Annotated in this window: 25 protein-coding genes; 22 read left to right on the top strand and 3 right to left on the bottom strand. The window is 31.3% G+C overall.

Annotated features, from left to right (window positions below; genetic code table 11):
- Positions 1-42 precede the first annotated feature (42 nt).
- From AC6CH4_RS16920 to AC6CH4_RS16875, 10 genes are all read left to right on the top strand, one after another.
- A complete protein-coding gene (locus AC6CH4_RS16920) occupies positions 43-1296 on the top strand; it encodes an oligosaccharide flippase family protein (RefSeq protein ID WP_498105000.1) in 1254 nt (417 codons plus the stop codon).
- A 30-nt stretch (positions 1297-1326) separates the two neighbouring features.
- The gene (locus tag AC6CH4_RS16915; RefSeq protein WP_498104998.1) at positions 1327-2454 is read left to right on the top strand and encodes a CDP-glycerol glycerophosphotransferase family protein; all 1128 of its coding nucleotides are present in this window, start codon (positions 1327-1329) and stop codon (positions 2452-2454) included.
- A 24-nt stretch (positions 2455-2478) separates the two neighbouring features.
- On the top strand, positions 2479-3807 hold the full coding sequence (locus AC6CH4_RS16910; protein ID WP_498104996.1) for an O-antigen ligase family protein: 1329 nt from the start codon (positions 2479-2481) through the stop codon (positions 3805-3807).
- A gap of 39 nt (positions 3808-3846) precedes the next feature.
- A complete protein-coding gene (locus tag AC6CH4_RS16905) occupies positions 3847-4635 on the top strand; it encodes a glycosyltransferase family 2 protein (protein WP_498104994.1) in 789 nt (262 codons plus the stop codon).
- Between the two features lie 73 nt (positions 4636-4708).
- Positions 4709-5797 carry a glycoside hydrolase family 99-like domain-containing protein gene (locus AC6CH4_RS16900; RefSeq protein ID WP_498104992.1) on the top strand — a complete coding sequence of 363 codons (1089 nt, stop codon included), beginning with the start codon at positions 4709-4711 and terminating at the stop codon, positions 5795-5797.
- 33 nt (positions 5798-5830) lie between these two features.
- On the top strand, positions 5831-6916 hold the full coding sequence (locus AC6CH4_RS16895; protein WP_498104990.1) for a glycosyltransferase family 4 protein: 1086 nt from the start codon (positions 5831-5833) through the stop codon (positions 6914-6916).
- Positions 6913-8028 carry a DUF1972 domain-containing protein gene (locus AC6CH4_RS16890; RefSeq protein WP_498104988.1) on the top strand — a complete coding sequence of 372 codons (1116 nt, stop codon included), beginning with the start codon at positions 6913-6915 and terminating at the stop codon, positions 8026-8028. Before AC6CH4_RS16895 ends, AC6CH4_RS16890 begins: the two co-directional genes overlap by 4 nt.
- On the top strand, positions 8025-9443 hold the full coding sequence (locus AC6CH4_RS16885) for an undecaprenyl-phosphate glucose phosphotransferase (RefSeq protein WP_498104986.1): 1419 nt from the start codon (positions 8025-8027) through the stop codon (positions 9441-9443). The genes AC6CH4_RS16890 and AC6CH4_RS16885 overlap by 4 nt, the downstream gene beginning before the upstream one ends.
- Before the next feature lie 120 nt (positions 9444-9563).
- A complete protein-coding gene (locus AC6CH4_RS16880; protein WP_498104984.1) occupies positions 9564-10352 on the top strand; it encodes a polysaccharide biosynthesis/export family protein in 789 nt (262 codons plus the stop codon).
- Between the two features lie 15 nt (positions 10353-10367).
- Positions 10368-12764, top strand: a complete 2397-nt coding sequence (locus AC6CH4_RS16875; RefSeq protein ID WP_498104982.1) for a GumC family protein — start codon at positions 10368-10370, stop codon at positions 12762-12764.
- 67 nt (positions 12765-12831) lie between these two features.
- Here AC6CH4_RS16875 and AC6CH4_RS16870 read toward each other — a convergent pair whose 3' ends face one another.
- Positions 12832-13575, bottom strand: a complete 744-nt coding sequence (locus AC6CH4_RS16870; RefSeq protein WP_498104980.1) for a tyrosine-protein phosphatase — start codon at positions 13573-13575, stop codon at positions 12832-12834.
- A 149-nt stretch (positions 13576-13724) separates the two neighbouring features.
- On the opposite strand from AC6CH4_RS16870, the gene AC6CH4_RS16865 reads away from it, so the two are divergent.
- Complete coding sequence (locus AC6CH4_RS16865; RefSeq protein ID WP_498104978.1) at positions 13725-14915, top strand: DUF5009 domain-containing protein; 1191 nt, start codon at positions 13725-13727, stop codon at positions 14913-14915.
- A 64-nt stretch (positions 14916-14979) separates the two neighbouring features.
- On the opposite strand, the gene AC6CH4_RS16860 is transcribed toward AC6CH4_RS16865, so the two are convergent.
- Both AC6CH4_RS16860 and AC6CH4_RS16855 read right to left on the bottom strand, forming a co-directional pair.
- Positions 14980-15378 carry a hypothetical protein gene (locus AC6CH4_RS16860; protein ID WP_498104976.1) on the bottom strand — a complete coding sequence of 133 codons (399 nt, stop codon included), beginning with the start codon at positions 15376-15378 and terminating at the stop codon, positions 14980-14982.
- Between the two features lie 4 nt (positions 15379-15382).
- Positions 15383-15955, bottom strand: a complete 573-nt coding sequence (locus AC6CH4_RS16855; protein ID WP_498104974.1) for a hypothetical protein — start codon at positions 15953-15955, stop codon at positions 15383-15385.
- A gap of 147 nt (positions 15956-16102) precedes the next feature.
- On the opposite strand from AC6CH4_RS16855, the gene AC6CH4_RS16850 reads away from it, so the two are divergent.
- The 11 genes from AC6CH4_RS16850 (at position 16103) to ftsY (ending at position 25266) form a co-directional block, all read left to right on the top strand.
- Positions 16103-17287 (top strand): hypothetical protein, encoded by a 1185-nt coding sequence (locus tag AC6CH4_RS16850; protein ID WP_498104972.1) that lies wholly within the window; start codon positions 16103-16105, stop codon positions 17285-17287.
- A 30-nt stretch (positions 17288-17317) separates the two neighbouring features.
- Positions 17318-18481: a glycosyltransferase family 2 protein gene (locus tag AC6CH4_RS16845; RefSeq protein WP_498104970.1), complete on the top strand. Its 1164-nt coding sequence runs from the start codon at positions 17318-17320 to the stop codon at positions 18479-18481.
- Between the two features lie 84 nt (positions 18482-18565).
- Positions 18566-19891 carry a dihydrolipoamide acetyltransferase family protein gene (locus tag AC6CH4_RS16840; RefSeq protein ID WP_498104968.1) on the top strand — a complete coding sequence of 442 codons (1326 nt, stop codon included), beginning with the start codon at positions 18566-18568 and terminating at the stop codon, positions 19889-19891.
- Positions 19892-20107: 216 nt separating this feature from the next.
- On the top strand, positions 20108-20878 hold the full coding sequence (locus AC6CH4_RS16835) for an exonuclease domain-containing protein (RefSeq protein WP_498104966.1): 771 nt from the start codon (positions 20108-20110) through the stop codon (positions 20876-20878).
- 88 nt (positions 20879-20966) lie between these two features.
- A complete protein-coding gene (locus tag AC6CH4_RS16830; protein ID WP_498104964.1) occupies positions 20967-21578 on the top strand; it encodes a fumarylacetoacetate hydrolase family protein in 612 nt (203 codons plus the stop codon).
- Positions 21578-21922, top strand: coding sequence for an Hpt domain-containing protein (locus AC6CH4_RS16825; protein WP_026984878.1), 345 nt, complete (start codon positions 21578-21580; stop codon positions 21920-21922). The genes AC6CH4_RS16830 and AC6CH4_RS16825 overlap by 1 nt, the downstream gene beginning before the upstream one ends.
- A gap of 223 nt (positions 21923-22145) precedes the next feature.
- Positions 22146-23399 carry a CinA family nicotinamide mononucleotide deamidase-related protein gene (locus AC6CH4_RS16820; RefSeq protein ID WP_498104962.1) on the top strand — a complete coding sequence of 418 codons (1254 nt, stop codon included), beginning with the start codon at positions 22146-22148 and terminating at the stop codon, positions 23397-23399.
- A gap of 71 nt (positions 23400-23470) precedes the next feature.
- A complete protein-coding gene (gene rpmB / locus AC6CH4_RS16815; protein WP_007805815.1) occupies positions 23471-23707 on the top strand; it encodes a 50S ribosomal protein L28 in 237 nt (78 codons plus the stop codon).
- 27 nt (positions 23708-23734) lie between these two features.
- A complete protein-coding gene (gene rpmG / locus AC6CH4_RS16810) occupies positions 23735-23917 on the top strand; it encodes a 50S ribosomal protein L33 (protein WP_008253902.1) in 183 nt (60 codons plus the stop codon).
- 74 nt (positions 23918-23991) lie between these two features.
- Complete coding sequence (locus AC6CH4_RS16805; RefSeq protein ID WP_007805819.1) at positions 23992-24144, top strand: DUF4295 domain-containing protein; 153 nt, start codon at positions 23992-23994, stop codon at positions 24142-24144.
- 168 nt (positions 24145-24312) lie between these two features.
- Entirely contained in the window at positions 24313-25266 is a 954-nt protein-coding gene (gene ftsY / locus AC6CH4_RS16800) for a signal recognition particle-docking protein FtsY (protein ID WP_056196222.1), read from the top strand.
- Positions 25267-25416: the final 150 nt, after the last annotated feature.

Raw genomic sequence — 25416 nt, 5'->3', positions numbered from 1 at the left:
ATTGACATTATTTTTCTTATGCCAAAAAAATAAATTAAAAGGGTGTTTACAAAAAAAATAAATTTTAATTCTTCTTTAATTTCCAACTTTTTTTCATTGGTTATTTTACAAGGGGCTAACTACATTTTTCCATTATTAACAGTTCCTTATTTATTTAGAACCTTAGGAGTTAATACTTTTGGATTAATAAGTTTTGCTTCGGCTTTCGTTCAATACTTTATTATTTTAACAGATTTCGGTTTTAATATTTCTGGAGTTCAATTTGTTTCAGCAAATCGAGAAAATAAGGAATTGCGTGATACATTTTTCATTAATGTGCTGGTAACACAACTATTTTTATTTTTAGTGGGATTTTTAATGTTACTCATTATAATTCTCAGTTTTGATAAATTTTCAGAAAACAAATGGGTTTATTTGCTTTCTTATGCAACTGTTTTTGGAACAGTTCTTCTACCTACTTGGTTTTTCCAAGGTATGGAGCAAATGAAATATATTACTAAAATTAATATTATTACCCGTAGTTTATCTATTATTCCTATTTTTTTCTTTGTAAAATCGGATGCAAATTATTTGCTTGTACCTTTCTTTTATGGTATAGGGAGTATTGCTTCTGGAGCTATAGCACTTTTTGTTGCAAAAAGAAGTTTTAATGTTAATTTTAATTTTAAAAAAGTTTCTCTTTCGGGAATTAAAAAATGCTTAAAAGATAGTTCGGATTTTTTTATTTCAAGAATTTCAGTTTCACTTTACACCGTTAGTAATACTTTTGTTTTAGGTTTAATTGTAGGAAACGCTGCGGTTGGATATTATGCAGCTGCTGAGAAACTTTATTTAGCCATACAAAGTATGTATGGTCCTTTAAATAATGCCATATATCCTTATATGGTTAAAAATAAAAATGTTGATTTCTTTAAAAAGGTTTTCTTTTTTGTGGTGATACTTAATTGTATTTTTCTACCAATTTGTATTTACTATGCTGACTTTATAATGCAGTTAGTGTATAAAAATGTGGCTATACAAAGCATCACAACTTTTAAAATACTTTTAGGAGTTTGTTTGATTTCTGTACCTTCTATTCTTATAGGCTATCCTTTATTGGGAGCTTATGGTTTTGCTCGATATACCAATTTTACGGTCATTTTTTCTTCTATTTTTCACGTAGTAATTTTACTTTTACTAATAGTGTTCGATTCAATTACTGTTTATACAGTAGCAAGTTTGGTTGTGGCGACAGAATTAATTGTATTAAGTTTAAGATTGAAAGGCGTTTATCAAAAAATATTAAGAGTTAAATAATTTCACGCCAGACTAACTAATTTTTTAATAATGAAAACATTATATTTTGCAATTGGAGTTTTGTTTTATCCTTTTTTTCGATTTTCAAAAGTTAAAGAGACATGGATATTTGGAGCAGAACATGGAAATGCCTTTATAGATAATTCAAAATATTTTTTTGAATACTTATTAACTGAACATAGAGAAATAAGAGTCTTTTGGATTACAAAATCTGATATCGTATATAAAGATTTGAAATCTAGAAATTTGCCAGTTGTTAAAAATCTATCGCTAAAAGGACTGTATTTATCGGCAACTTCAAAGTTTGTTGTTTTTTCTACATCTAGAAATGATATTTTATTTATTCATCCTAAAAAGAATAGAAAAATAATTAATTTGTGGCATGGAATGCCTATCAAAAAAATTGTTTTTGATCATTCTCCTCATAAAATTGAAAATGTAACATTCAAAGGAAAGCTTTGGGATAAATTTGTTGCTGCATATAAACATACGGAAGTGGATTTTAATTTTGCAACATCTGCGTTTTTTGCAAAAATTTTAGAATCTTGCTTTAGAAATAAAAAAGTTTATGTCACTGGTCAGGCAAGGACAGATGTGTTCTTTAATTGGAATGCATCTGAAATACGAAAAAAGATGGGCTTTAGTTTGACCGATAAGATCGTTACATATATGCCTACTCATAGAGCATATGGGAAAGGAGCATTAAATCCAAGAATATTTATCAATAACGATGAAGCAATTAAATATTTTGAGAAAAATAATTACAAAATAGTTTGGAAGTTTCATAAAAACATGCTCCAAACTTACAAAACTGAAAATGTAAATTCTAATGTTTTAATAGATTTAAGTTTGAAGGAAGTTGATCCGCAGGAACTTCTATATATAAGTGATATTTTAATTACTGATTATTCTAGTTGTTATATTGATTATCTATTACTTAAAAGACCAGTGATTTTTTATTTTTATGATAATTATAGTGTTGACGATAATGAATTGTATTTTGAACCTGATAGTCATAATATTGGTTCAGTTGTAAGGAATGAAAAGGATTTATTTGCCGCATTGCTTGATGATAAATATTATGAAACGAAAGTAGAATATCATAAATATTTTGATGGTGAAAGCTGTAAAAGAATTTTCTTAGAAATCACAAAATAATTATTAAAACTAAGAATAAAACTTATGTTAGAATATCTAACTTTTACATTGATTGTGTCTGGCTGTTTTTTTATAAAAAACGAAAGTAAGATTTTATATTTTTTTTTAATTTTTATACCATTTCATTCCTTTATAAAAAGTTGTTTTGCTTATTTCTTTGGAGGAGGAGAAGTCTTTTCGTACTGGAAAGAAATAGTCGTATTAATTTTTGCACTTAAAATATATAAAACATCAAAGTTAAAAGTTAATAGTCATATTTCATTATTATTGATGATTTATACATTTATAATTTTCATATATTTCTTTATATCAAATATATATGAAGTTGCATTGCCAACATTAAGGGATCACCTCTTCCCATTAATTTTCTTTGTTTCAATTTATAAAATGAAATTTGATAATATTATTTATGGTAGGTTAATATTGGTAATTACAATTTCGCTTTTTTTAACTGATTTTTTTGGGCTAATTCAGCATTTCTTTTTAAATGAACAATTATCCCAAATTATGGGTCGTATTGATTTTATTGATGAAACAGGTTATATCCAATATACTACTAATTCAGCTCGAATTATGGGATTTGAAAGAATGGCAGGAATATTAGGAGGGGGACCAAATATGTTTGGTATTTTTAATGGTTTTTCTATTGTTTTTCTATCTGGAGTTTTGACTAATCGCGATAAATCAATTATTAGTAAAAGGGTATCGAAATTTATAATCTTTACGTTAATGATTTCTTTGTTGTGTATAATACTGTCATTTTCAAGAGCAGGATGGGCTATTGTTTTAACAGGAATAATTATACTGCTGATTTTAAATAAAAAAATAAATCGATTAAAATATTTTGCTTTTTTTGCATTTTCATCTTTTTTAGTGATTTTAATTGTTTCAATATATAGTTCGGAGGTTTATGATATTATTTATAACTCAGTAACAGCTAAAGAAGCTAGTGCTTCTAAGAGAAGTGAGATGATTACGGAATTGATTCCTATTATTTTAGACGAACCTTTTGGTCATGGTCTTGGTACTACTGATAATAGATATAAAACAAAACTTTTTTTTGCTGAATCTGCTTTTACGAATATCGCTTTTGAAATAGGAATTTTAGGTTTTTTTTATTTGATTTTAATGCATTTCAAAATATTGAGGCAAATACGCAAAATTGTAAGTTCAAATTATTTTTCAAAAATTTCACTTGCTATCGGTATGGCTTCTTTAGTTGTAAGTTTTGTCTCTGTTAACACTTATGGAATGCCTTACATTTATCTATGGTGGTTTATTTTGGGAATAGGTATCAATAAATCAAATCTCATAGGAAGAAGAATCAATAGAGGTAGTTTTGTCTTAAATTGATAGTCATAAAAAAATTATTTAATTAAACGTTCTTTAATCATGATATATCACGTGAACAAAAAAATTTCAATAATCATTGCAACTTACAATGCAGAAAAATATCTTCAAAATTGTCTTGATAGTATAATTCCCCAATTAGATACTAACATTGAGCTAATAATTATAGATGGAGGATCGAAGGATAGTACTGTTGAGATCATAAAACAAAATCAAAAATATATCTCTTATTTCGTTTCTGAGTCGGACAAAGGTATTTATGATGCATGGAATAAAGGTCTTGAAAAGGCATCTGGAGAATGGATCATGTTTGTTGGGGCTGATGACCAATTGGTAGCAAACGCTATTGAGGTTTATACAACCTTTATAAATGAAAACCAGGAAGCTCAACATGTTGATTTTATATCATCGCGTGTAGAAATGATTGATGAAAATGGCAAATCAATTAGAATTAAGGGTTGGCCTTTTGCCTGGCCAATGTTTCTAAAAGAAATGACCGTCGCCCATCCGGGAGCATTGCATTCGAAAGAATTGTTTAACAAATATGGCAAATATAATATTGATTATAAAATTGTTGGAGATTATGAATTTCTTTTAAGAGCCGGAAAATCGCTAAAAGCATTGTATGTTGATACAGTAACTGTTAGGATGAGTGAAGGAGGAGCAAGTGATAGTGTTAAATCTATTAAGGAACATTATAAAGCTGTGATTTCGACAGGAAAGCATTCTAAATATTTAGCTTTTATTAATGCATCTATAGTGTATACAAAATATAAGGTAAAAAAGATAGGAAGAAAAATAGGATTGAATTTGTATATGCGTAAAGCATAATGATTTATGATGCTATGATTTATAAACCTGAGTTATTGAATTTTATTTTTTTTTAATCTTAAATTTTTTTGTCGTGAAAGCTTTTTCTAAAATAAATATTGCAATTACAATTTGTTTTTTATTATTATCATCAATTGTTGTTTCACAAGTTCAAGAATCAAATGAAGGGGAGGTCAAAATTGGAGCCTACTATTTTGATGGCTGGACAGGTACCTATTCTTATCATATCACTCCTGAATTAATGAAGTCATTCTCTAACCGTGAGTCAAAATGGGGTTGGATAACAAGTTCTCAAAAAGTGATGAATGATCAAATTGAACTTGCTGCAAATTCTGGCCTTTCTTTTTTTAGTTTTTGTTGGTATTATAATGGAAAAGACAAATATAAGGATGAGCCATTAAATAGAAGTTTAGGTTTTTTCCTGAATTCTCCAAATATCAATAAACTTAATTATACATTATTAGTTGCAAATCATGCAGGATTTATTATAGGTCCGGATGATTGGACTACCGTTTCGAATGAGTGGATCAGTCAGTTTAAGTCAAAATCATATTTGAGAGTTGAGGGTAAACCACTAATTACTTTTTTCTCATTAAATACTTTAATTGATCAATTTAAAACGGCCGACAAAGTTAAAAATGCTTTAAATCAATTAAGATCTCAAGCAGTAAAAGCTGGATTACAAGGAGTTTCGGTAGCGATAGTTTTAGGACCAACTAAAAAAGATGTTGAATTGGCAGAAGCATGTGGATTTGATATTTTGACCGGCTATAATTATCATACTGCCGGTTTTGCATCTGGGAAAACTATTATTCCAATTGAGGACATGCAATCAGGCGAAATAAGTATATGGAATCAATTTAGCAAATTAACGAAGTTGCCCTATATTCCCGTTACGACTGTAAACTGGGATCCACGCCCTTGGGCTAATGCAAAAAATAATTATTCAAATGCACCTTATTTTGTTGGTCTTTCAGATACTAGCATTTTCAATTCTGTAAAAGCGTGTAAAAACTGGTTATTAAATAATTCTAATAATTCTGTACAAGAAAAAATAGGAATAATTTATGCATGGAACGAATATGGTGAAGGTGCTTATCTTACTCCAACGAAAGAGGGTTTTGAACCTTTAAAAGGCGTAAGTAAAGCATTAGGCAAATAATTTTATAATTTTTAGATCTCAAAATTGAAAAAAATGAAAATACTTATGATTGCGCGAAAAACGCTTCATACCTCTCCCGGAGGAGACACCATTCAGATTAATTCCACGGCTAAATACTTAAGATTGTTGAATGTTCATGTTGATATTTGTGTTGAAAATCAGGAAATCGATTATGAAAAGTATGACTTAATGCATTTTTTCAATATTATTAGACCAGATGATATTTTACCGCATATTCTAAAAACGAATTTGCCATTTGTTGTTTCTACAATATTTGTAGATTACAGTGAATATGAGAAAAATAGAGGGGGAATATTGGGAACTCTCGCCAACATATTTAGTAGTGATAAAATAGAATATATAAAAGCAATTGCAAGATTCTTTAAAAATGGAGATGCAATAAACTCAAAATACTATTTACTGCGTGGTCACAGGGCATCAATTAAATATATAGCAAACAAAGCAAATCTTTTACTTCCAAATTCTCATAGCGAATATAGTCGCTTTGCAAATAAATATCTTATCTCAACTCCGTATTTAAAAATACCAAATGCAATAGATAAATTAACTTTTAGTAATGATACAAAACCTAATGAAAAATTTAGGAATCATGTGTTGTCTGTGGGAAGAATTGAAGGTAGAAAAAACCAGTTAAATTTAATCAAGGCATTAAAAGATACGGATTTATTTTTAACAATCATTGGTAAACCGTCTCCTAATCATATTGGGTATTATGATGAGTGTGTTAAATTAATTGATGGAAATAAAAATATTCAAATTATTGATCATATTAATCATAACGAATTAGCAGCAATATTTAAAGCTTCTAAAGTTCATGTTTTGCCAAGCTGGTTCGAAACAACAGGCTTAAGTTCATTAGAAGCAGCAATTATGGATTGTAACATTGTAGTTACACGGAAAGGAGATACTGAAGAATATTTTCAAGATTTAGCTTTTTATTGTGAACCTGATAATGTGTCGTCGATTAAAAATGCCGTAATAAAAGCGTTTAATGAGCCATGTAGGGATTCTCTAAAAGAACTAATTCTAAAAGAATATGTTTGGGAAAAAACGGCTGAAGAAACATTAAAAGCTTATAATTTAGTTTTAAATAAATGAAAATTGCAATAATAGGAACAAGAGGAATTCCAAATCACTACGGAGGCTTTGAACAGTGCGCAGAATATCTTGCTTTAGGATTAGTAAAAAGAGGATTTGAAGTTATAGTTTACAATTCACATAATCATCCTTATCAACAAGAAGTATGGAATGGTGTGCAAATTGTACATTGCTATGATCCGGAACATAAAATTGGTACTGCTGGCCAGTTTATTTATGATTTGAATTGTATTTTAGATGTTAGAAAAAGGAATTGTGATATAGTGTTACAATTAGGATATACCAGTAGTTCTATCTGGGGTTGGTTAATGCCTAAAAAAGCGGTAATAACTACCAATATGGATGGATTGGAGTGGAAAAGAACAAAGTATTCCCAGAGAGTCAAAAAATTTTTGAGATACGCCGAATCACTGGGTGTAAAATACAGTGATCATTTAATTTCAGATTCTATTGGTATCCAAAATTATTTAAAAGAAACTTATAAAGCAGATTCTACTTATATAGCATACGGTGCAACTCTTTTTGAAAAGAATAATGAAGACGTTCTCAGTCATTACAATTTACAACCTTATAATTATGATATGTTGATTGCCAGATTAGAACCCGAAAACAGCATTGAAATTATTTTGGATGGTATTGCTAAAGCTAATCTTTCTAATCCTTTTTTGGTAGTTGGTAATCACGAAACAGCATATGGTAATTATTTGAAAAATAAGTTTTCTGCTTCTTCCCAAATTCAGTTTATAGGCGGGATTTATAATATTGAGGTATTAAATAATTTACGCTATTATTCTAAGATCTATTTTCATGGACATACTGTTGGAGGAACTAATCCATCTTTGTTAGAAGCAATGGCTTCGAATAGTTTGATCTGTGCAAATGATAACGACTTTAATCGATACATTTTAGGTAATGATGCGATTTATTTTAAGGACGCAGACGATGTCGTTAATCACCTGTTACGTACAAATTATAATGATGTTAGTTTTCAATCAATGTTAAGCGAAAACAGAAAAAAAATAGAAAATATCTATGATTGGGAAATTATTGTGGATCAGTATATGAAGCACTTTAATGATATTTTTAAAATTAAAAAATATCAATTTATATGAAAATTTTAAAAGATTTATCTCAATTTCACTTCTCCCGTTATTTTAAACTTTTGTTTGTAATTTGGGATGTTATATTGTTAAATGTAAGTATTGTCTTGTCTGCTTTAGTGAGATTTGGGGGAATTGATAAGCTGTTTTTAAAAGAAGTGCAAACAGTCTCTTTATTATGTAATCTAGTTTGGATTGGTTTATTACTTTTTAGAGACTCTTATAGAATTATAAGAATAGAACCCATTGAATCGATAATATATCGAACTATGAAGAAAGTTCTTATTCATAGTGCTATAATCGCGATTTTTGTTGTTTTCTTAAAATATTCAGATATCTCAAGATTACGGCTGGTCTATTTTTATTCTTTTTTCTTTAGTTTACTGATGATTTCCCGTTATTTATCAATGAAGCTTCTAAAGTATATTAGAGCAAAAGGATATAATTTTAGAAATTTTATTATTATTGGGGCTAATGATGCAGGAGAGCGTATACGGAAAACGTTAGCAAGAGATTTGACTTTTGGTTATCGTTTTCTGGGTTTTTTTGATGAGAAGGTTGATCCTTTTGCTTTTATTTCTTCTCCTTTAATAGGTGGATTCGATGATATTGAAAATTTTATTATGAATGAGAAAGTAGATGAGATGTATGTGGCGCTACATATTGACAATATTGAAATAATCAACAAGTTAACCCACATCTGTGAGCATCATATGGTGCGTATTAAGTTTATTCCTGATTTTCAATTATACACCAAATCAAATAAGGTAGAGCTTTCCTTTTATGAGAATACACCTGTTTTAATGTTTCGTCCGGAACCGCTTGAGTTTACGGTTAATCGATTATTAAAAAAGGGGTTTGATCTTGTTTTTTCTGGTCTGGTAATTTTATTAATTTTCCCATGGTTATTTCCGATAATTATGATAATAATTAAATTGGAATCTCCAGGCCCGATTCTTTTTAAGCAAGAACGTTCCGGAAGAGATAATCGCTCATTTACCTGCTGGAAATTTAGAAGTATGCGTCTTAATGGTGCAGCAGATAAAAAGCAGGCAAAAAGAGGAGATAGCCGAGTAACAAAATTTGGAGCTTTTATAAGAAAAACAAGTATTGATGAGTTACCTCAGTTTTTTAATGTTTTTTTTGGTGATATGTCTGTTGTTGGCCCGAGACCTCATATGGTAAATCATACCAAACAATATAGTGAGCTTATTAATAACTATTTAGTACGCCAATATGCAAAGCCCGGTATTACCGGATGGGCACAGGTAAATGGTTATCGTGGTGAAACAAGAGAATTAATAGATATGGAAAATAGAGTAGAGTATGATATTTGGTACATTGAGAATTGGAGTTTATTACTTGATGTGAAAATTATTATAAAAACAGTTCTTAATGTATTTAAAGGTGAAGAAAATGCCTATTGATTATAGAAATGATTTTTTTTGTGTTAAGGTTTAAAAGCAAAACTTTAAACATGAAATAAAAAAATAATAACATTCAATTTGTTAATCCTTATATTTGCCGTCTTAAAAAAAAACATCCTGATGAAATCTAAAATTCCCTTTATAAAAATAACTTCTTTTTTATTACTTGTATTTTTATGCTTTTCTTGTGGTTCAAAACAAGATGTAGTTTATTATCAAAATATTGATAGCATGACTGCACAGCAAAATAGTAATTCATATGAAATTAAAATCCAACCAGACGATTTATTAATGATTATAGTATCAGCCGATGATCCTGAAGTAGCTATTCCCTTTAATTTAAGAACCTACAGCACTTCAACAAACAATAGGTTAGATATCGCGCAAGGTCAACAAACCGTTCAGTTATATTTAGTAGATCAGAGCGGAAATATTGAGTTCCCTGTTCTGGGAAAATTAAAACTTGGAGGTTTGACACGAACTGAAGCGCTGCAGTTGCTTCAGACTAAAATAAGTATTTATATAAAAAATCCAATTGTTAATCTTCGTATTATGAATTTTAAGATTTCGTTACAAGGTGAAGTAAATTTGCCCGGAACCTATCCTGTTGCTTCAGAAAGAATTACCTTAATAGAGGCATTAAGCATGGCAAAGGATTTAACTATTTATGGTAAAAGGGATAATATTTTAGTGATAAGAGAGATAAATGGTGCTAAGACTTATAATAGAGTAGATATTACCAAATCTGATTTCATTAATTCTCCTTTTTACTATTTAACCCAAAATGATGTAGTATATGTAGAACCAAATAAAACAAGAATAAATTCCTCAGTTGTTGGTCCTAATACTTCAGTAATAATATCTGCGATTTCTATTTTGGTATCGCTTTCTGTCCTAATCTTTAAATAAAATTGAAATAAGAAAATGCAAAAGCAAAATTTTTATAATGATGTTATAGATGATGAAATCGAAGACGTTAACATTAGAGAGCAATTAGATAAATATTTAGTGCATTGGCGATGGTTTTTATTAAGTGTTGCTATAGGTTTAATTTTGTCTTTTTTATATTTACGTTATACAACACCAAGTTACGAAGCGACTACTACTATTTTAGTTAAAGATGAGAAAAAGGGGGGAATGCTATCTGAATTATCTGCTTTTGCAGATTTGGGCATGGGTGGAAGCATGAAAAGTAATGTTGATAATGAAATTGAAATTTTAAAATCCAGAACATTAGTTGAAAACACCATAAAAGAACTAGATCTCAATATCGGCTTATTTGTTGAAGGAAAAGTCGTAGATAGGGATGTATATGCTGAAACTCCGATACATGCTTATTTTTATAATAAAAATATTCTTTTTGATAAAGCAAATGTTGTTTTAAACTGTGAGTTGTTGGATTCAAATTCTTTCCGTTTACAAGATGAAACTGAGGGTGATGCAAAAGAGAATTTTATTTTAGCATCTAAAAGAGAATTTAAGTATGGTGAAAAAGTAGCAACTAGAATTGGAACCCTCGTGCTTACAAAAACTCCGTTTTACGGTAAAAATCACACTGGAAGGTTTAAATCTGTAAGAATCGTAATAAATCCATTAGATGAAGTAACAGAAGGCTTTCGAAAAGGACTAAAAGTGGAACCTGTAAGCAAAACCAGTAGTGTCGTTAATATTTCAATTTCTGATCCAGTATCAAAAAAAGCAGAGAATTTTTTAGATACCATGATTCAGATTTATAATGAAAATGCTGCTGAAGATAAAAATTACATTTCAGAAAACACTTCTAAATTTATTGCAAGCCGATTAGCTTTGATTGCTCAGGAATTAGATGGAGTGGAGCAGGATGTTGAAAGCTTCAAAAAAGCAAATAAATTAACGGATATTGAATCTGAAGCAAAACTTTTTATTGAAGGTTCTAGCGAGTATGACAAAAAGGGAGTAGAAACTGAAATTCAAATGAGTGTCGTTTCTTCAATGTTGGATTTTATGAAAAAGAGTACTAACTCCGATTTGTTACCATCTAACCTAATCGCTAGTGAAAATGGCGACGCATCAGGATTAATTAGTTCATACAATCAGTTAGTTTTAGATCGAAATAGAATTCTGAAATCGGCTACAGTGGAGAATCCTTCAGTAGTAAAACTAGATCAACAGATATCTTCTTTAAAATCTAATGTTGCTGCTAGTTTAAGACGTATGCAGTCTAATTTGCAAATTCAAAATCGCGATTTAAAGAGTCAGGAAGGAATTTTAAATAGTAAGATTGGTAAAATTCCGGTTCAGGAACGTCAATTTAGGGTGATAGCCAGACAGCAAAAGGTAAAAGAAGAACTATATTTGTATTTGCTTCAAAAACGTGAAGAAACAGCTATTTCATTAGCAGCGACAGAACCTAATGCTCGTGTTATTGATGCGGGAAAAGCAGAAAAAGAGCCGATAAGCCCAAAGAAGAAAATTATCTATTTAGCGGGTATGTTACTAGGGTTGCTTGTGCCGTTTGGTATTATTTATGCTGATGATTTATTAGATACAAAAATCAAGAGTAAGTTAGATTTAGAAGGTAAAACACAAATTCCGTTTATTGGAGATGTACCAACTTCAGATGATATCGCAGAATTGATTAAATCTGAAAGTAGAACGAGTTCAGCCGAGGCTATACGTATAGTTAGAACCAACTTGGAATTTATGCTAAATAAAGTTCCTGATGGACTCGCTAAAACAGTGTTTGTTACGTCTACGTTTCCCTCAGAAGGAAAGACATTTATATCAGTAAATCTTGCAGCGACTTTTGCCTTGTCGGGAAGAAGGGTTTTACTTATTGGTGCTGATATTAGGAACCCTAAATTTGGTGAGTATATTGATGTTCCAAGTTTAGGTTTAACAAATTACTTATCATCAAATGATAAAAATGTTCAGGATTTTATAATTAAGCATAAAGGATATGAGAATTTCTTTATTCTGCCATCAGGTGTAATTCCGCCCAATCCGGCTGAGTTATTAATGAGTAAAAGAGTCGACCAACTTTTTGCTGAGCTTAAAAAAGAATACGATTATATTATCGTAGATACAGCTCCTGTAAGTTTGGTTACTGATACGTTATTAATAGCCAAAAATGCAGATACTTTTGTATATGTAATGCGTGCAAATGTATTAGAAAAGCGTATGCTCTCAATTGCAAATACTTTTTATAAAGAAAAAAAATTACCAAATATGTGTATCGTTCTTAATGATACAGACTCTACAAAAGGTTATGGCTATGGTTATGGTTATGGTGTGAGAGAAGAGAAAAAAGCATGGTACAAAAAGTTATTTTTTAGAAAATAAAATAAAAGCACAAAAAAAGGGATCAATTAATTGATCCCTTTTTTTGTGCTTTATAGTTTAAAAAAAATTAGAATTTGAAAAATTGATTATTCGAAATGATTTCTTTTAAGAGAGGAACATTTTTATTATCAATTTTTATTTTTTGATTAAATGATGCGATGTGGTTATTATGATGCACATCAGTACCAACAAAATCATACATTCCTTTTTTTAGGAGTTCTTCTGCTACTTTAGTAATTTCGCTTCCATAATAACCAACTACTGCCAATAAGTTTAATTGGAACATGCACCCCGCTTTTTTTAGCTTATTATATTCATTAAAGTTTTTATGATAAAATAAATATCTTTCCGGATGCGCTAATACTGGAATATATCCTGCAACCTGCAAATCGAAGAGAATTTTATACAATTGAACAGGAGCATTCATATAGGACATTTCAACTAAGACGTAATTATCTTTTAAGGTCAGGAGTTTCTCGTTTTGAAAATGGCTTTCAAACCAATCATCCATGAAATATTCAGCTGCAGCCTGGAAGGGCATTTTAATATTTTCGCCTTCTAATAATAGTTTAGTTTCACTGTGTTTGGCAATAATGACTTCTGGAGAGTTATTCCAAATGTAGTGGCTAATATGGGGTGTTGTGATAAATTGAGATACACCAATTTCCTCAAAAGAATTGGTAAGTTTAATTGTATCTGCTATTGTTTTGGCACCATCATCAATACCTGGTAATAAATGTGAATGTATATCAACATAATTGCCAGCAAGAAGATCTTTTAAGTACGGTTTTGATTTTAAGAATGATAACATGGGTGCAAAAATAAAGAATTAGATAGTATTTTTAATGGTTAATTGTAATGATTTTATAGCAAAATCATTACAATAGATTTATTATCTAAATCAAATCTGATATTTAGTCTATTATTCTATATTTGTTACTATCAATAATGTAGCATTTTATGAGAATTAAGGAGAACTTGTATAATAAAAGAATTATTTCTATTGACGCTTTGCGCGGAATTACCATTTTTGTAATGATTTTTGTAAATGAACTTGCCAGCGTTAAAAATGTACCACAATGGATGAAACACATGCCGGCTGATGCAGATGCAATGACATTTGTGGATGTTGTTTTTCCATCTTTCTTATTTATTGTCGGGATGTCAATTCCGTTTGCATTTAATACGAGGTTAATTAAAGGAGATAGTGCCAAAACAATTTGGACTCACACCTTAAAACGAGCAGTAGCATTAATTGTTATTGGTGTATTTATGGTGAATGCAGAATATGGTTACGATGCATCAAAAATGTTAATCGCACCAGCTTTTTGGGGACTTTTAGCTTATGCGATGCCAATTCCAATCTGGAATAAATATCCTAAAGATTTTCCATCGTGGTTAAAAAACACATTGCAATATGGAGGAATATTAGTTTTAATAGCTCTTTATTTTTTATATGTTCAGGATACTGGAGAAATCGGAATGACACCTAAATGGTGGGGAATTCTCGGTTTAATTGGTTGGGCATATCTTTTTACAGTAGTATACTATTGGCTGGTTTCTGGAAGATTGTGGGCGATGATTGCTTTTTTAGTAATTTGTATAGCAGCAAATTCTATGAATTTAATTGAAGGATCTGCTATTCAGCAATTCTCATGGCTTAGTTTTATAGCCGGACATTTAACCCATGCATCTGTTGTTAGTGCTGGTGTAATTATTTCGTTATTATTTTTCGATCGAAAAGCAGCACCTAAAATCAATTGGCCAGTAATTGGTTTTGCTGTTTTCTTTTTTGTTTTGGGCTATTTTCTTCGTCCTTATTTTGGAATTTCAAAAATAAAAGGCACACCTTCATGGACCATGTTTTCAGCTGGAATTTGTACTGTCTTGTTTTACTTTCTTTATTGGTTAATGGAAATCAAAAAACAAACAAAATGGAGTAATTTCTTCATGCCTGCTGCAGCAAATCCATTATTGATTTATATTTTACCAGGCGTAATTTATTATTTCAATTTATCTTTCAAAATAGAAATTATACCTGAATATTTCCGTGAAGGAGTTCCAGGGATTATGTGGAGTTTAGTCTTTTCAACAATTATGTTATTCGTGATGAAAATCTGCAATAAATATAAAATACAATTACAACTATAAATAAGGTTTAAAAGTTTCAGGTTTCAAGTTCGCACGAACCTGAAACCTGAAACTTGAAACAATTTTATCGAACCCTTTTAAAAGAAATAGATCCTTCTCTTTTTTTATTATCTATAAAAGTGCCTTCAAGTGTATTTCCGTCTTTGGATAATGTTAAAGTATGCGTTCCTTTTGTTGCCCATCCTTCAATCGGAAGCGTGACATCAACAGTATAAATAATAGTGTTCCCATTTCTTTTTCCTGTGCCGCTTTCAACGAATTTTTGTCCCTTCCATTCTAAATAATGAGAAAAAATAACTTTTCCATTTTGTTCGGATATAATAGCAACTGCATTTTGAACGCCCGAATTAATGTCTTCCCAAACACCATTAATATCTTCTTTAGAAACGTCAGATTTGTTTTGGCTAAAGCCGAAATTTGAAAATAGTACAAAGAAAAACAAAAGGCTAAGTAGTGTTTTCATAGTTTTAAATTTGAACGATAACTGATTTTATTTCTAAAAATGCTCCAGAAATGGGATTATAATTTACAAAATTGAATTTGCAGAGATTATGAATGTTTAAAGGTTTTCCGTCAGGTAATCCATCTTGTTTAAAATGGGACCAGGGAATTTTAAGGGTAGTAAATTTTTTGGGAGATGCTGGCAAATCAGTTCTCGGATGCGAACCTCCATGTACACAACCAGTTCCTTCTTCGTTTCCTTCCCTGGCCTGAATTTTTATTAGATGTGATGATTTATAAGTAATAATTAGATACTTTGATTCATCAGATAAATTCTGCGGAATACCATCATTCGATTCTGATGGCGTAATGGCTACATTCAATTCAATTTCTCCAACAGGATTATTTTTTGCTGTAATTTTAATAATACCCTTTTTTAAACGAACGGTATTTATAATTTCCTGATTTTCTATAACAGGGCCGGCAATAAACCACGTATTTGATTTGACCAGATTTGTCTCTTTTTCTGAAACACTTTTTCTATCAAAACTAGAAGTGAAAATGGCAATTACCGATAATAAGAAATACAAACGAATCATAATCACAAACTTCTTTTATAATAAATATTTTATTTCAAATATACCCTTTCTAAACGATTTTGTTTTCTTCCTTAATTCTTTTCGAAATCATGTATTTGTCTTAATAAAATTTTAAATTTGTAAGAATACATTCTTAAAGGCTTTTTAATGAGTAGTTTAAAAATCAAATTCATCTGGTTTGTTTTTTTTATTTCACCATTTTGTTTCTCGCAAAATGACAGTACAGCTGTGGAGAGCAAAGATATTTTAGATGTCATTCGGAAAATTTTCAAAAAGAATGATTCGACAAATATCCAAAAAGATAGAAAATTAGCTTTTTCGTTATTGCCTGTTCCTGTGGGTGCTAATAATTCAAATGGATTGGTGATTTCTTTTTTAACGACTTTTTATTTAGGCGAAGATCACGAAACAACCAATATGTCGCAGGTTTCTTTTTCCCCTTATTTTAGTTTTAGCAAACAATATGTTTTCCCGATTCAGTCTTATATTTATACGAAAGAGAATAAATGGAATTTTATTGGAGATTATCGTTATATGATTTATCCCCAGCTTACTTACGGGTTAGGTGATCATAATTCAAAAGAAGAAATGTCTACTTTAGATTATCAACAATGGCGTTTTTATCAATTTGTGACTCGAAAAGTTGTAGGTAATTACAGATTAGGAATCGGTTTTCTGTATGATAATTATCAAAATATCTCTGAGGACTCTTATATTGATGAAGAAACGGACTATATGAAATATATGAATGGAGATTTCTCAGATGAAACTTCTTTTGGTTTTGCTTTTCAGGGTTTGTATGATTCCAGAAAAAACATCGTTAATCCCGAAGAAGGATTGTATGTTGAAGCCGATTTAAGAATAAACACAAGCGGTGTCGACGGAAATAAATGGCAATCCTTGTATTTTGATGCCCGAAAATATCATTCTTTCAGTAAAATGAAACATCGGGTTTGGGCTTCGCGTGCTTTTTATTGGTCTACTTTTGGAGGTAAACCTCATTATCTTGATTTGCCAAGTATAGGCTGGGATCGCGACGGAAAAACAGGTCGCGGTTTTACCAAAAACAGATATCGAAGCAATGCATTGATTTACTTAGAAACCGAATACAGAACAGATATTACCAGAAATGGTTTTTTTGGAGCGGTATTTTTTGGTAATATTTCGTCAGTTTCAAAATTAGATACTTATCAATTCGACAAATGGCATCCTGCCATAGGGACCGGAATCCGAATTAAGTGGAACAAAAAAAACAATAGTAATCTTGCCTTAGATTATGGAGTCAGTAAAAACGATTGGTCTTTACGGTTGGGATTAACAGAAAATTTCTAACTTTCCAAAAAATCAACAGCCTAATCTTTCATGCAATTATCGGTAATTATCCTTAATTATAATGTGCGTTACTTTCTGGAACAATGCGTTTTAAGTGTTCAGGAGGCAATTATTACACTTGATGCCGAAATTATTGTCATCGACAATAATTCAACAGATGATTCTTGTTTGATGATGAAGAAAAGCTTTCCATCTGTAAAACTTATTCAAAATAAAGAAAATTTTGGATTTCCAAAAGGGAATAATATTGGAGTCTCAGAAGCACAAGGAAAGTACATTTGTATTCTAAATCCGGATACTGTAGTTGCAGAAGATACATTTACTAAAATTTTGGCTTTCGCCGAAGAACAAAAAAATACCGGAATTATCGGCTGTAAATTAATTGACGGGATAGGACAATTTCTGCCAGAAAGCAAACGTGGAATTCCAACACCCTGGGTTGCTTTTACAAAGGTTTTTGGATTGTATAAAATTTTTCCAAAGTGGAAGCTTTTCAATCGATATTACGCACAACATCTAGATGAAAATGAAACCGGAAAAGTAGAAATTCTTGTTGGTGCTTTTATGTTTATGAAACGTGATTTGTATCTTGAACTTGGAGGTTTTGATGAAGATTGTTTTATGTATGCAGATGATATTGATTTGTCTTATCGTGCTTTGAAAAAACAAAAAACAAATTATTACTTTCATGACACCACAGTGTTACATTATAAAGGAGAAAGTACAATAAAAGACGAAAAGTACATGAATCGTTTTCAGGAAGCCATGAATTTCTTTTATCAGAAACATTTCAGGAAATCATGGTTTTTTACACTTTTTATTAAAATCGGAATTGTAGTTTTCTCATTCTTCAAAATGTTTCAGGGGAAACCAAAGGCAAAAGCGTTACCTGAAAGTTATATTTTTTACTCTTCAAATAAAATTTTGTCTGAAAAATTACCTTCTATTTTGAAAAATAAAGTACTCTTTTTCGATTTCAAAAAAGAAAAAATGGTAAATTCGTGCCTGATTTTAAAGGATGCTAAGAGTGAGATAATTTTGGATAATCAGTATGTTTCATTTAAAAAATGTATCAAAATCATAGAAACTCTTAAAGATAAGAACATTACTTTTAAGATTTTCCCCAAAAATGCAAGTTTTATTATCGGAAGCGATTCGCGAAATGACAGGGGACAAATTATAAAAATCAAGTAAAAAATTATATTAAATGTAATTTATATTTAAAATTTTCAGTAATTTCGCAATCAGAAAATCAAAATCACCCTTGAGGTTAACAATATGGCAAGATTTGAATTAAAGCTTCCTAAGATGGGAGAAAGTGTCGCTGAAGCAACTATTACCAACTGGTTAAAAGAAGTAGGAGACAAAATTGAAGCTGATGAAGCAGTACTGGAAATTGCAACTGATAAAGTTGACAGTGAAGTACCAAGCGAAGTATCTGGGATCTTAGTTGAACAATTATTTGGTAAAGATGATTTGGTTCAGGTAGGGCAAACCATTGCGATTATTGAAACCGAAGGAGATGCTCCTGCTGTAAAAGCAGTTGAAGAAGCGGCATTTGCTGCAGAAGTAACTGAAATTGAGAACACAATTGAAGCTGTTAAGGAAACAATGAGTATTCCTCAGGATTTTACTACATCTGATAAATTCTTTTCACCATTAGTAAAAAACATTGCTAAAGAGGAGGGGATCTCTATTGCTGAACTTGACGGAATGCAAGGTTCAGGAAAAGATGGACGCGTTACAAAAGAAGATATTTTAAAATATATTGAAGATCGTAAATCTGGTGCAGTAACTCCCAAAGTTGCTGAACCTGCAAAAACGGTTGAAGCGATAAAAGCTATAGAGCCAGTTGTTCAAAAAAGTCAACAAGCGATGCCTGTTTCTGTAAATGGCGGTGATGAAATCATCGAAATGGACAGAATGCGTAAACTGATTTCAGGATACATGGTGGCTTCTGTGCAAACTTCAGCTCACGTACAATCTTTTATTGAAGTGGATGTAACGAACATTGTAAAATGGAGAGATAAAGTTAAAACGGCTTTCGAAAAAAGAGAAGGCGAGAAGTTGACTTTTACTCCAATTATGATGGAAGCGGTTGCGAAAGCATTGAAAGATTTTCCTGGAATGAATATTTCTGTTGATGGTGATTATATCATCAAAAAGAAAAATATAAATTTAGGAATGGCAGCAGCTTTGCCAAACGGAAACTTAATTGTGCCTGTAATTAAAAATGCAGATCAGTTAAATTTGGTTGGAATGGCAAAAGCGGTTAACGATTTAGGAAACCGTGCAAAAGCTGGAAAATTAAAACCAGACGATACACAAGGCGGAACTTACACAGTAACAAATGTTGGTACTTTTGGAAGTGTTTTCGGAACGCCAATTATCAATCAGCCTCAGGTAGGAATCTTAGCACTTGGTGCAATTCGTAAAGTTCCGGCGGTTATCGAAACTCCTGAAGGTGATTTTATCGGAATCCGTCAAAAAATGTTCTTGTCGCACTCTTACGACCACAGAGTTGTAGATGGTGCTTTAGGAGGAAGTTTTGTAAAAAGAGTAGCTGAATATTTAGAAGCTTTTGATGTAGACAGAGATTTCTAAATCAATTAATAAATAAAATCAACCCCGGAATTTTTAAATTTTCCGGGGTTTTTTTTGTTTTGAGAAAAAATGAGACTAACTTAAATAAATGTGGTAAAAGAATCTTTTTGTAAATTGAAATCACAAATAAATGTCCGTTTTAACTAAAAAAAATAAAAAATAAGAAGGAGAAATTCGGCTTTAAAAATTACATTTGTAATCTTATAAAAACTAAAAATGGAACTGAAACTCAACAAACCAATCTGCTTTTTTGATCTTGAAACAACCGGAATTGATATCGGAAAAGATCGAATCGTAGAGATTTCAATATTCAAAGTTTTTCCAAACGGAAATAAAGAAAGTAAAACTTGGTTGGTGAATCCGACAATTCCAATTCCGCCGCAAACAACCGCTGTTCATGGAATTACTGATGAAAAAGTAGCAAATGAACCCACTTTTAATGAATTGGCGCCACAAATCCATAATATGATTAAGGATAGTGATTTGGGTGGTTTTAATTCAGATCGCTTTGATATTCCGCTTTTGGCTGAAGAATTACTGCGTGCCGGTGTCGATTTTGACATGAAAAATAAAGTTTCTGTTGATGTGCAGACTATTTTTCATAAGATGGAAGAACGTACTTTAAGTGCTGCGCTAAAGTTTTATTGTGGAAAAAGCCTGGAAAATGCCCATTCGGCAGAAGCGGATACAATGGCAACTTACGAAATTCTAAAAGCACAATTAGATCGTTATCCGGATTTAGAAAATGATATGAAATCATTATCTGAATTCACTACCCGAAAAAAAATCGCCGATTTCGCAGGGATGATTGCTTTTGATGCGGACAACGAAGAAGTTTTTACTTTCGGAAAACACAAAGGGGCAAAAGTCGAAAAAGTATTAGAAACAGAGCCAGGATATTTCAGCTGGATTCAAAATGCTGATTTTCCATTGTACACTAAAAAGGTTTTAACAGCGATTAAATTAAGAAGATTAAATACAAAATAAGCTGCTAAGTCGCTAAGATTCTAAGATACAGTTTTATTGTATTTTCTTAGAGTCTTGGCGACTTAGAATCTTAGTAACTTAGAGAAGAATGAAAATTATCTGTATCGGTAGAAATTATACCAATCATATCGAAGAATTAAAAAACGAACGTCCAACGGAACCGGTGATTTTCATGAAACCGGATTCTGCGGTTTTATTGAAACAACATCCGTTTGTAATCCCTGAATTTTCTGAAGAAATTCATCACGAAATAGAGATAATTGTTAAAATTAATAAGGTAGGAAAGTATATTGAGCCTAAGTTTGCACATAAGTATTATGACGAAATTAGTGTGGGTATTGATTTTACTGCCAGAGATTTACAAGATAAGTTAAAGGCAAAAGGATTGCCGTGGGAAAAAGCAAAAGCATTTGATGGTTCTGCGGTTATTGGAGATTTTTTACCAAAAACTGATTTTGTTTCAATGGAAAACCTTAGTTTTGAGTTAACAAATAATTCTCAAACCGTTCAAAAAGGCAATACAGCACTTATGCTCTGGAAAATTGATGAGTTAATTGCTTATGTATCGCAATATTTTACGCTTAAAATTGGTGACATTATTTTTACAGGAACGCCTGCAGGAGTTGCAGCGGTCAAACCAAACGATGTTTTGGAAGGCTTTTTAGAAGAAAAAAAATTATTTAGAATACAAGTAAAATAATGGCTTTAAAATACAACCTTTCGAAAGTATATGCGCTTTCAGACAATGATCCTGAATTTGTAAACGAAATTCTTAAATTGTTTGTTACTGAAGTTCCGGAAGATTTGAAACAAATCAAAGAAGGAATCAAAAAGAAGGATCATAAATATGCCTATGCTTATGCTCATAAAATAAAACCTACTTTAGACTTAATCGGTTTAAATGTAGCTTTTGAAGAAATTCTGCAGGTTGAAGCATGGACAAAAGCGGAAGGTAAGAAGAAAGAAATTATCGAAACTTTCAAAAGCATAAAAATACAGGTTAAAGAAGCGATTAAAGAAATCAAAAAAGACTTTGATGTATAATTTGGGCGCGCCTCTATTTTTGCCCTTTTTTACATCAAGTCAAAAATAGGGTCGTGTCGAAACTTCGGAACATCATATCTTTTGTTCCGGAAAATTTTGTTTAACGAGTTCTTATCGTTTGCTACAAAAGGATGCTGTTCTTACCCCTCGCACAAATCGTTCCGATAACAATCTACTTTCTAATAATGACTTACAATCTGGTAAGTAAAAAAAATACATTTACATGAAAGCAACTATAATTACAATTGGAGACGAAATTCTAATTGGTCAAATCGTTGATACTAATTCTGGCTTTATTGCTAAATCATTGGATAGAATTGGTGTCGAGATACATGAAATGATTTCGATAAGCGATGATAAAAAACATATTTTAGATACGTTTGCCCAGCTACAAAATAAAGTTGATGTTGTGATTATAACCGGAGGTTTAGGTCCAACAAAAGACGATGTGACTAAAAAAACTTTCTGCGAATATTTCGATGATGAACTCGTTGTTAACCCTGAAGTTTTAGCGCATGTAACGCAATTGATTGAAGGTTTTTATAAAAGACCAATTTCTCAATTAAATAAAGATCAGGCTCTTGTTCCGTCAACTTGTACGGTATTGCACAATCAGGTTGGTACAGCACCGGGCATGTGGATGAAGAAAGAAAACACCGTTTTTATTTCGCTTCCCGGGGTTCCATATGAGATGAAATATTTGGTAGAAGAAGAAATAATTCCAAAGATTGTTCGCGAATACAAACGTCCTTATATCATTCATAAAACCATTTTAACGTACGGACAAGGCGAGAGTATGGTGGCAGAGCGTATTGAAGATTGGGAGAATAATCTGCCTGATTTCATTAAATTAGCTTATTTGCCAAATCCTGGAAGAGTGCGTTTGCGATTAACCGGAAGAGGAACTAATAAAGAAGAATTAGAAGCAGCAATTGAAGAAAATGTAAAATCTTTAGATGCGATAATTCACGATATTATAGTGGGTTATGAAGAAAATGAAACAATCGAAACCGTAATCGGAAAAATATTAACGAAACAAAATAAAACAATTTCGACCGCTGAAAGTTTTACTGGCGGAAAAATTGCGTCGCTTTTGGCAGCTGTTCCCGGAGCTTCAAATTATTTTAAAGGAAGTGTTGTTTCGTATGCGACAGAAGCAAAGGTTAATGTTCTCGGTGTCTCGCAAGATATTGTTGATGAATTTTCGGTTGTAAGTGCGCAAGTTGCTTCGGCTATGGCTTTGAATGTGAAAGAGATACTCAAAACAGACTATGCAATCGCGACAACTGGGAACGCCGGACCGTCAAAAGGTGATTCAGATGCTGAAATAGGAGCTGTTTTTATCGCTTTGGCTACCCCAACTGATATAATTGTAGAAGAATTTAACTTTGGCCAACCACGTGAAAAAGTGATAGATAGAGCGACGATTAAGAGTTTAGAAATATTACAGAAAGAAATTTTAAAAAATGTGCAATAATTTTTTGCTACAATGGTTTATTTTTCTTTTCTTTGCACCCTGATTTTGAATAACGATAAAAGATAAGTATAATGTCAAGAGTTTGTGACCTTACAGGTAAAAGAGCGATGGTAGGAAATAACGTTTCTCACGCTATGAACAAAACTAAGAGAAAGTTTTCTGTGAACTTAGTTAAAAAGCGTTTTTATCTTCCAGAAGAAGATAGATGGATTACTCTTAGAGTAGCAGCATCTACGATAAAAACAATTAATAAAAATGGAATTTCTGCAGTTTTGAAAAAAGCGCAGTCAGAAGGATTTATCAAATAATCTTTTCCTAAATAAATATATAGCAAGATGGCAAAGAAAGGTAATAGAATCCAGGTAATTTTAGAATGTACTGAGCACAAGACTTCTGGTGTTCCAGGAACTTCTAGATACATTACAACTAAGAACAAAAAAAATACTCCGGACAGATTAGAGATTAAAAAATTTAATCCAATCTTGAAACGTGTAACTGTTCACAAAGAAATTAAGTAATAATTAGAGATTTTTGTAAATCTCAATGGTTTTGCCATTCGAGTTTTATAAAAGCTTCAAATAACATTTGAATCATGGCAAAGAAAACCGTAGCATCGTTACAAACATCTTCTAAGAGATTATCAAAAGCCATCAAAATGGTGAAATCTCCTAAAACTGGTGCATATACATTCGTAGAATCTATTATGGCTCCTGAAGAAGTTGATACTTTCTTGAAAAAGAAATAATAACAATCACATTATATAGAAAAGCTACTTTCGTTCGGAAGTAGCTTTTTTATTTTTTATATTTGTGTAAAATTTAAAGAAGCAGGATTAATTTTAGGTTTCTTTAAATATTAAGGATTATTTAGATTGTAAAATCATTTAATCTAAAAAACTAACAACCTATAAAAAATGAGTTTTTTTAAAAAATTATTCTCCACTGATAAAAAAGAGACTTTAGACAAAAGTCTTGAAAAATCAAAAACTACTTTTTTCTCAAAGTTAAGTAAAGCCGTTGCCGGAAAATCTAAAGTCGATGACGACGTTTTAGATAATCTGGAAGAAATTCTGGTAGCTTCAGATGTTGGTGTGAATACAACTTTGAAAATTATTTCAAGAATTGAAAACCGGGTTGCTGAAGATAAATACTTAGGAACTGACGAATTAAACCAGATTCTTCGTGACGAAATTGGGGCTTTATTGTCTGAAACCAATAGAGGTGAAGCAACTGAGTTTGATATTCCAAAAGACAAAAAACCATATGTTTTAATGGTAGTTGGTGTTAATGGAGTTGGTAAAACTACGACAATCGGTAAATTGGCTTATCAGTTTAAAAAAGCAGGTTATAAAGTAGTTTTAGGTGCTGCTGATACATTTCGTGCTGCAGCAATTGATCAATTACAAGTTTGGGCAGATCGTGTTGATGTGCCAATCGTAAGACAAAATATGGGAAGTGATCCAGCTTCTGTAGCTTTTGATACTTTACAGTCTGCGGTTGCTCAAAATGCTGATGTGGTTATTATTGATACTGCGGGACGTCTTCATAATAAAATCAATTTGATGAACGAGCTTACAAAAGTGAAACGTGTAATGCAGAAAGTTGTTGCCGACGCTCCTCATGACGTGCTTTTAGTTTTAGATGGTTCAACTGGTCAAAATGCTTTTGAGCAGGCTAAGCAATTTACTGCAGCAACTGAAGTAACATCACTTGCTGTAACTAAATTAGACGGAACAGCAAAAGGTGGTGTTGTAATTGGTATCTCAGATCAGTTTCAGATTCCTGTAAAATATATTGGTGTTGGTGAAGGGATTGAAGACTTGCAGGTCTTTAATAAATACGAATTCGTAGACAGTTTTTTCAAATAAATTTCATAATTCAATGAGTTTTTCTTCTTTAAAAAATATAACGCCTGTTACTTTTTATTTTGCAAGCGTTGTATGTTTTGTTTTGGCCAATGTTCTAAAAGATAAGAGTTTGTCTTCTTATTACGTTTTATTGGTTTTGGGTTTAGGTTT

Source organism: Flavobacterium sp. GQ95 (assembly GCF_059758655.1).
This window is presented reverse-complemented; position numbering and strand designations above follow the sequence as displayed.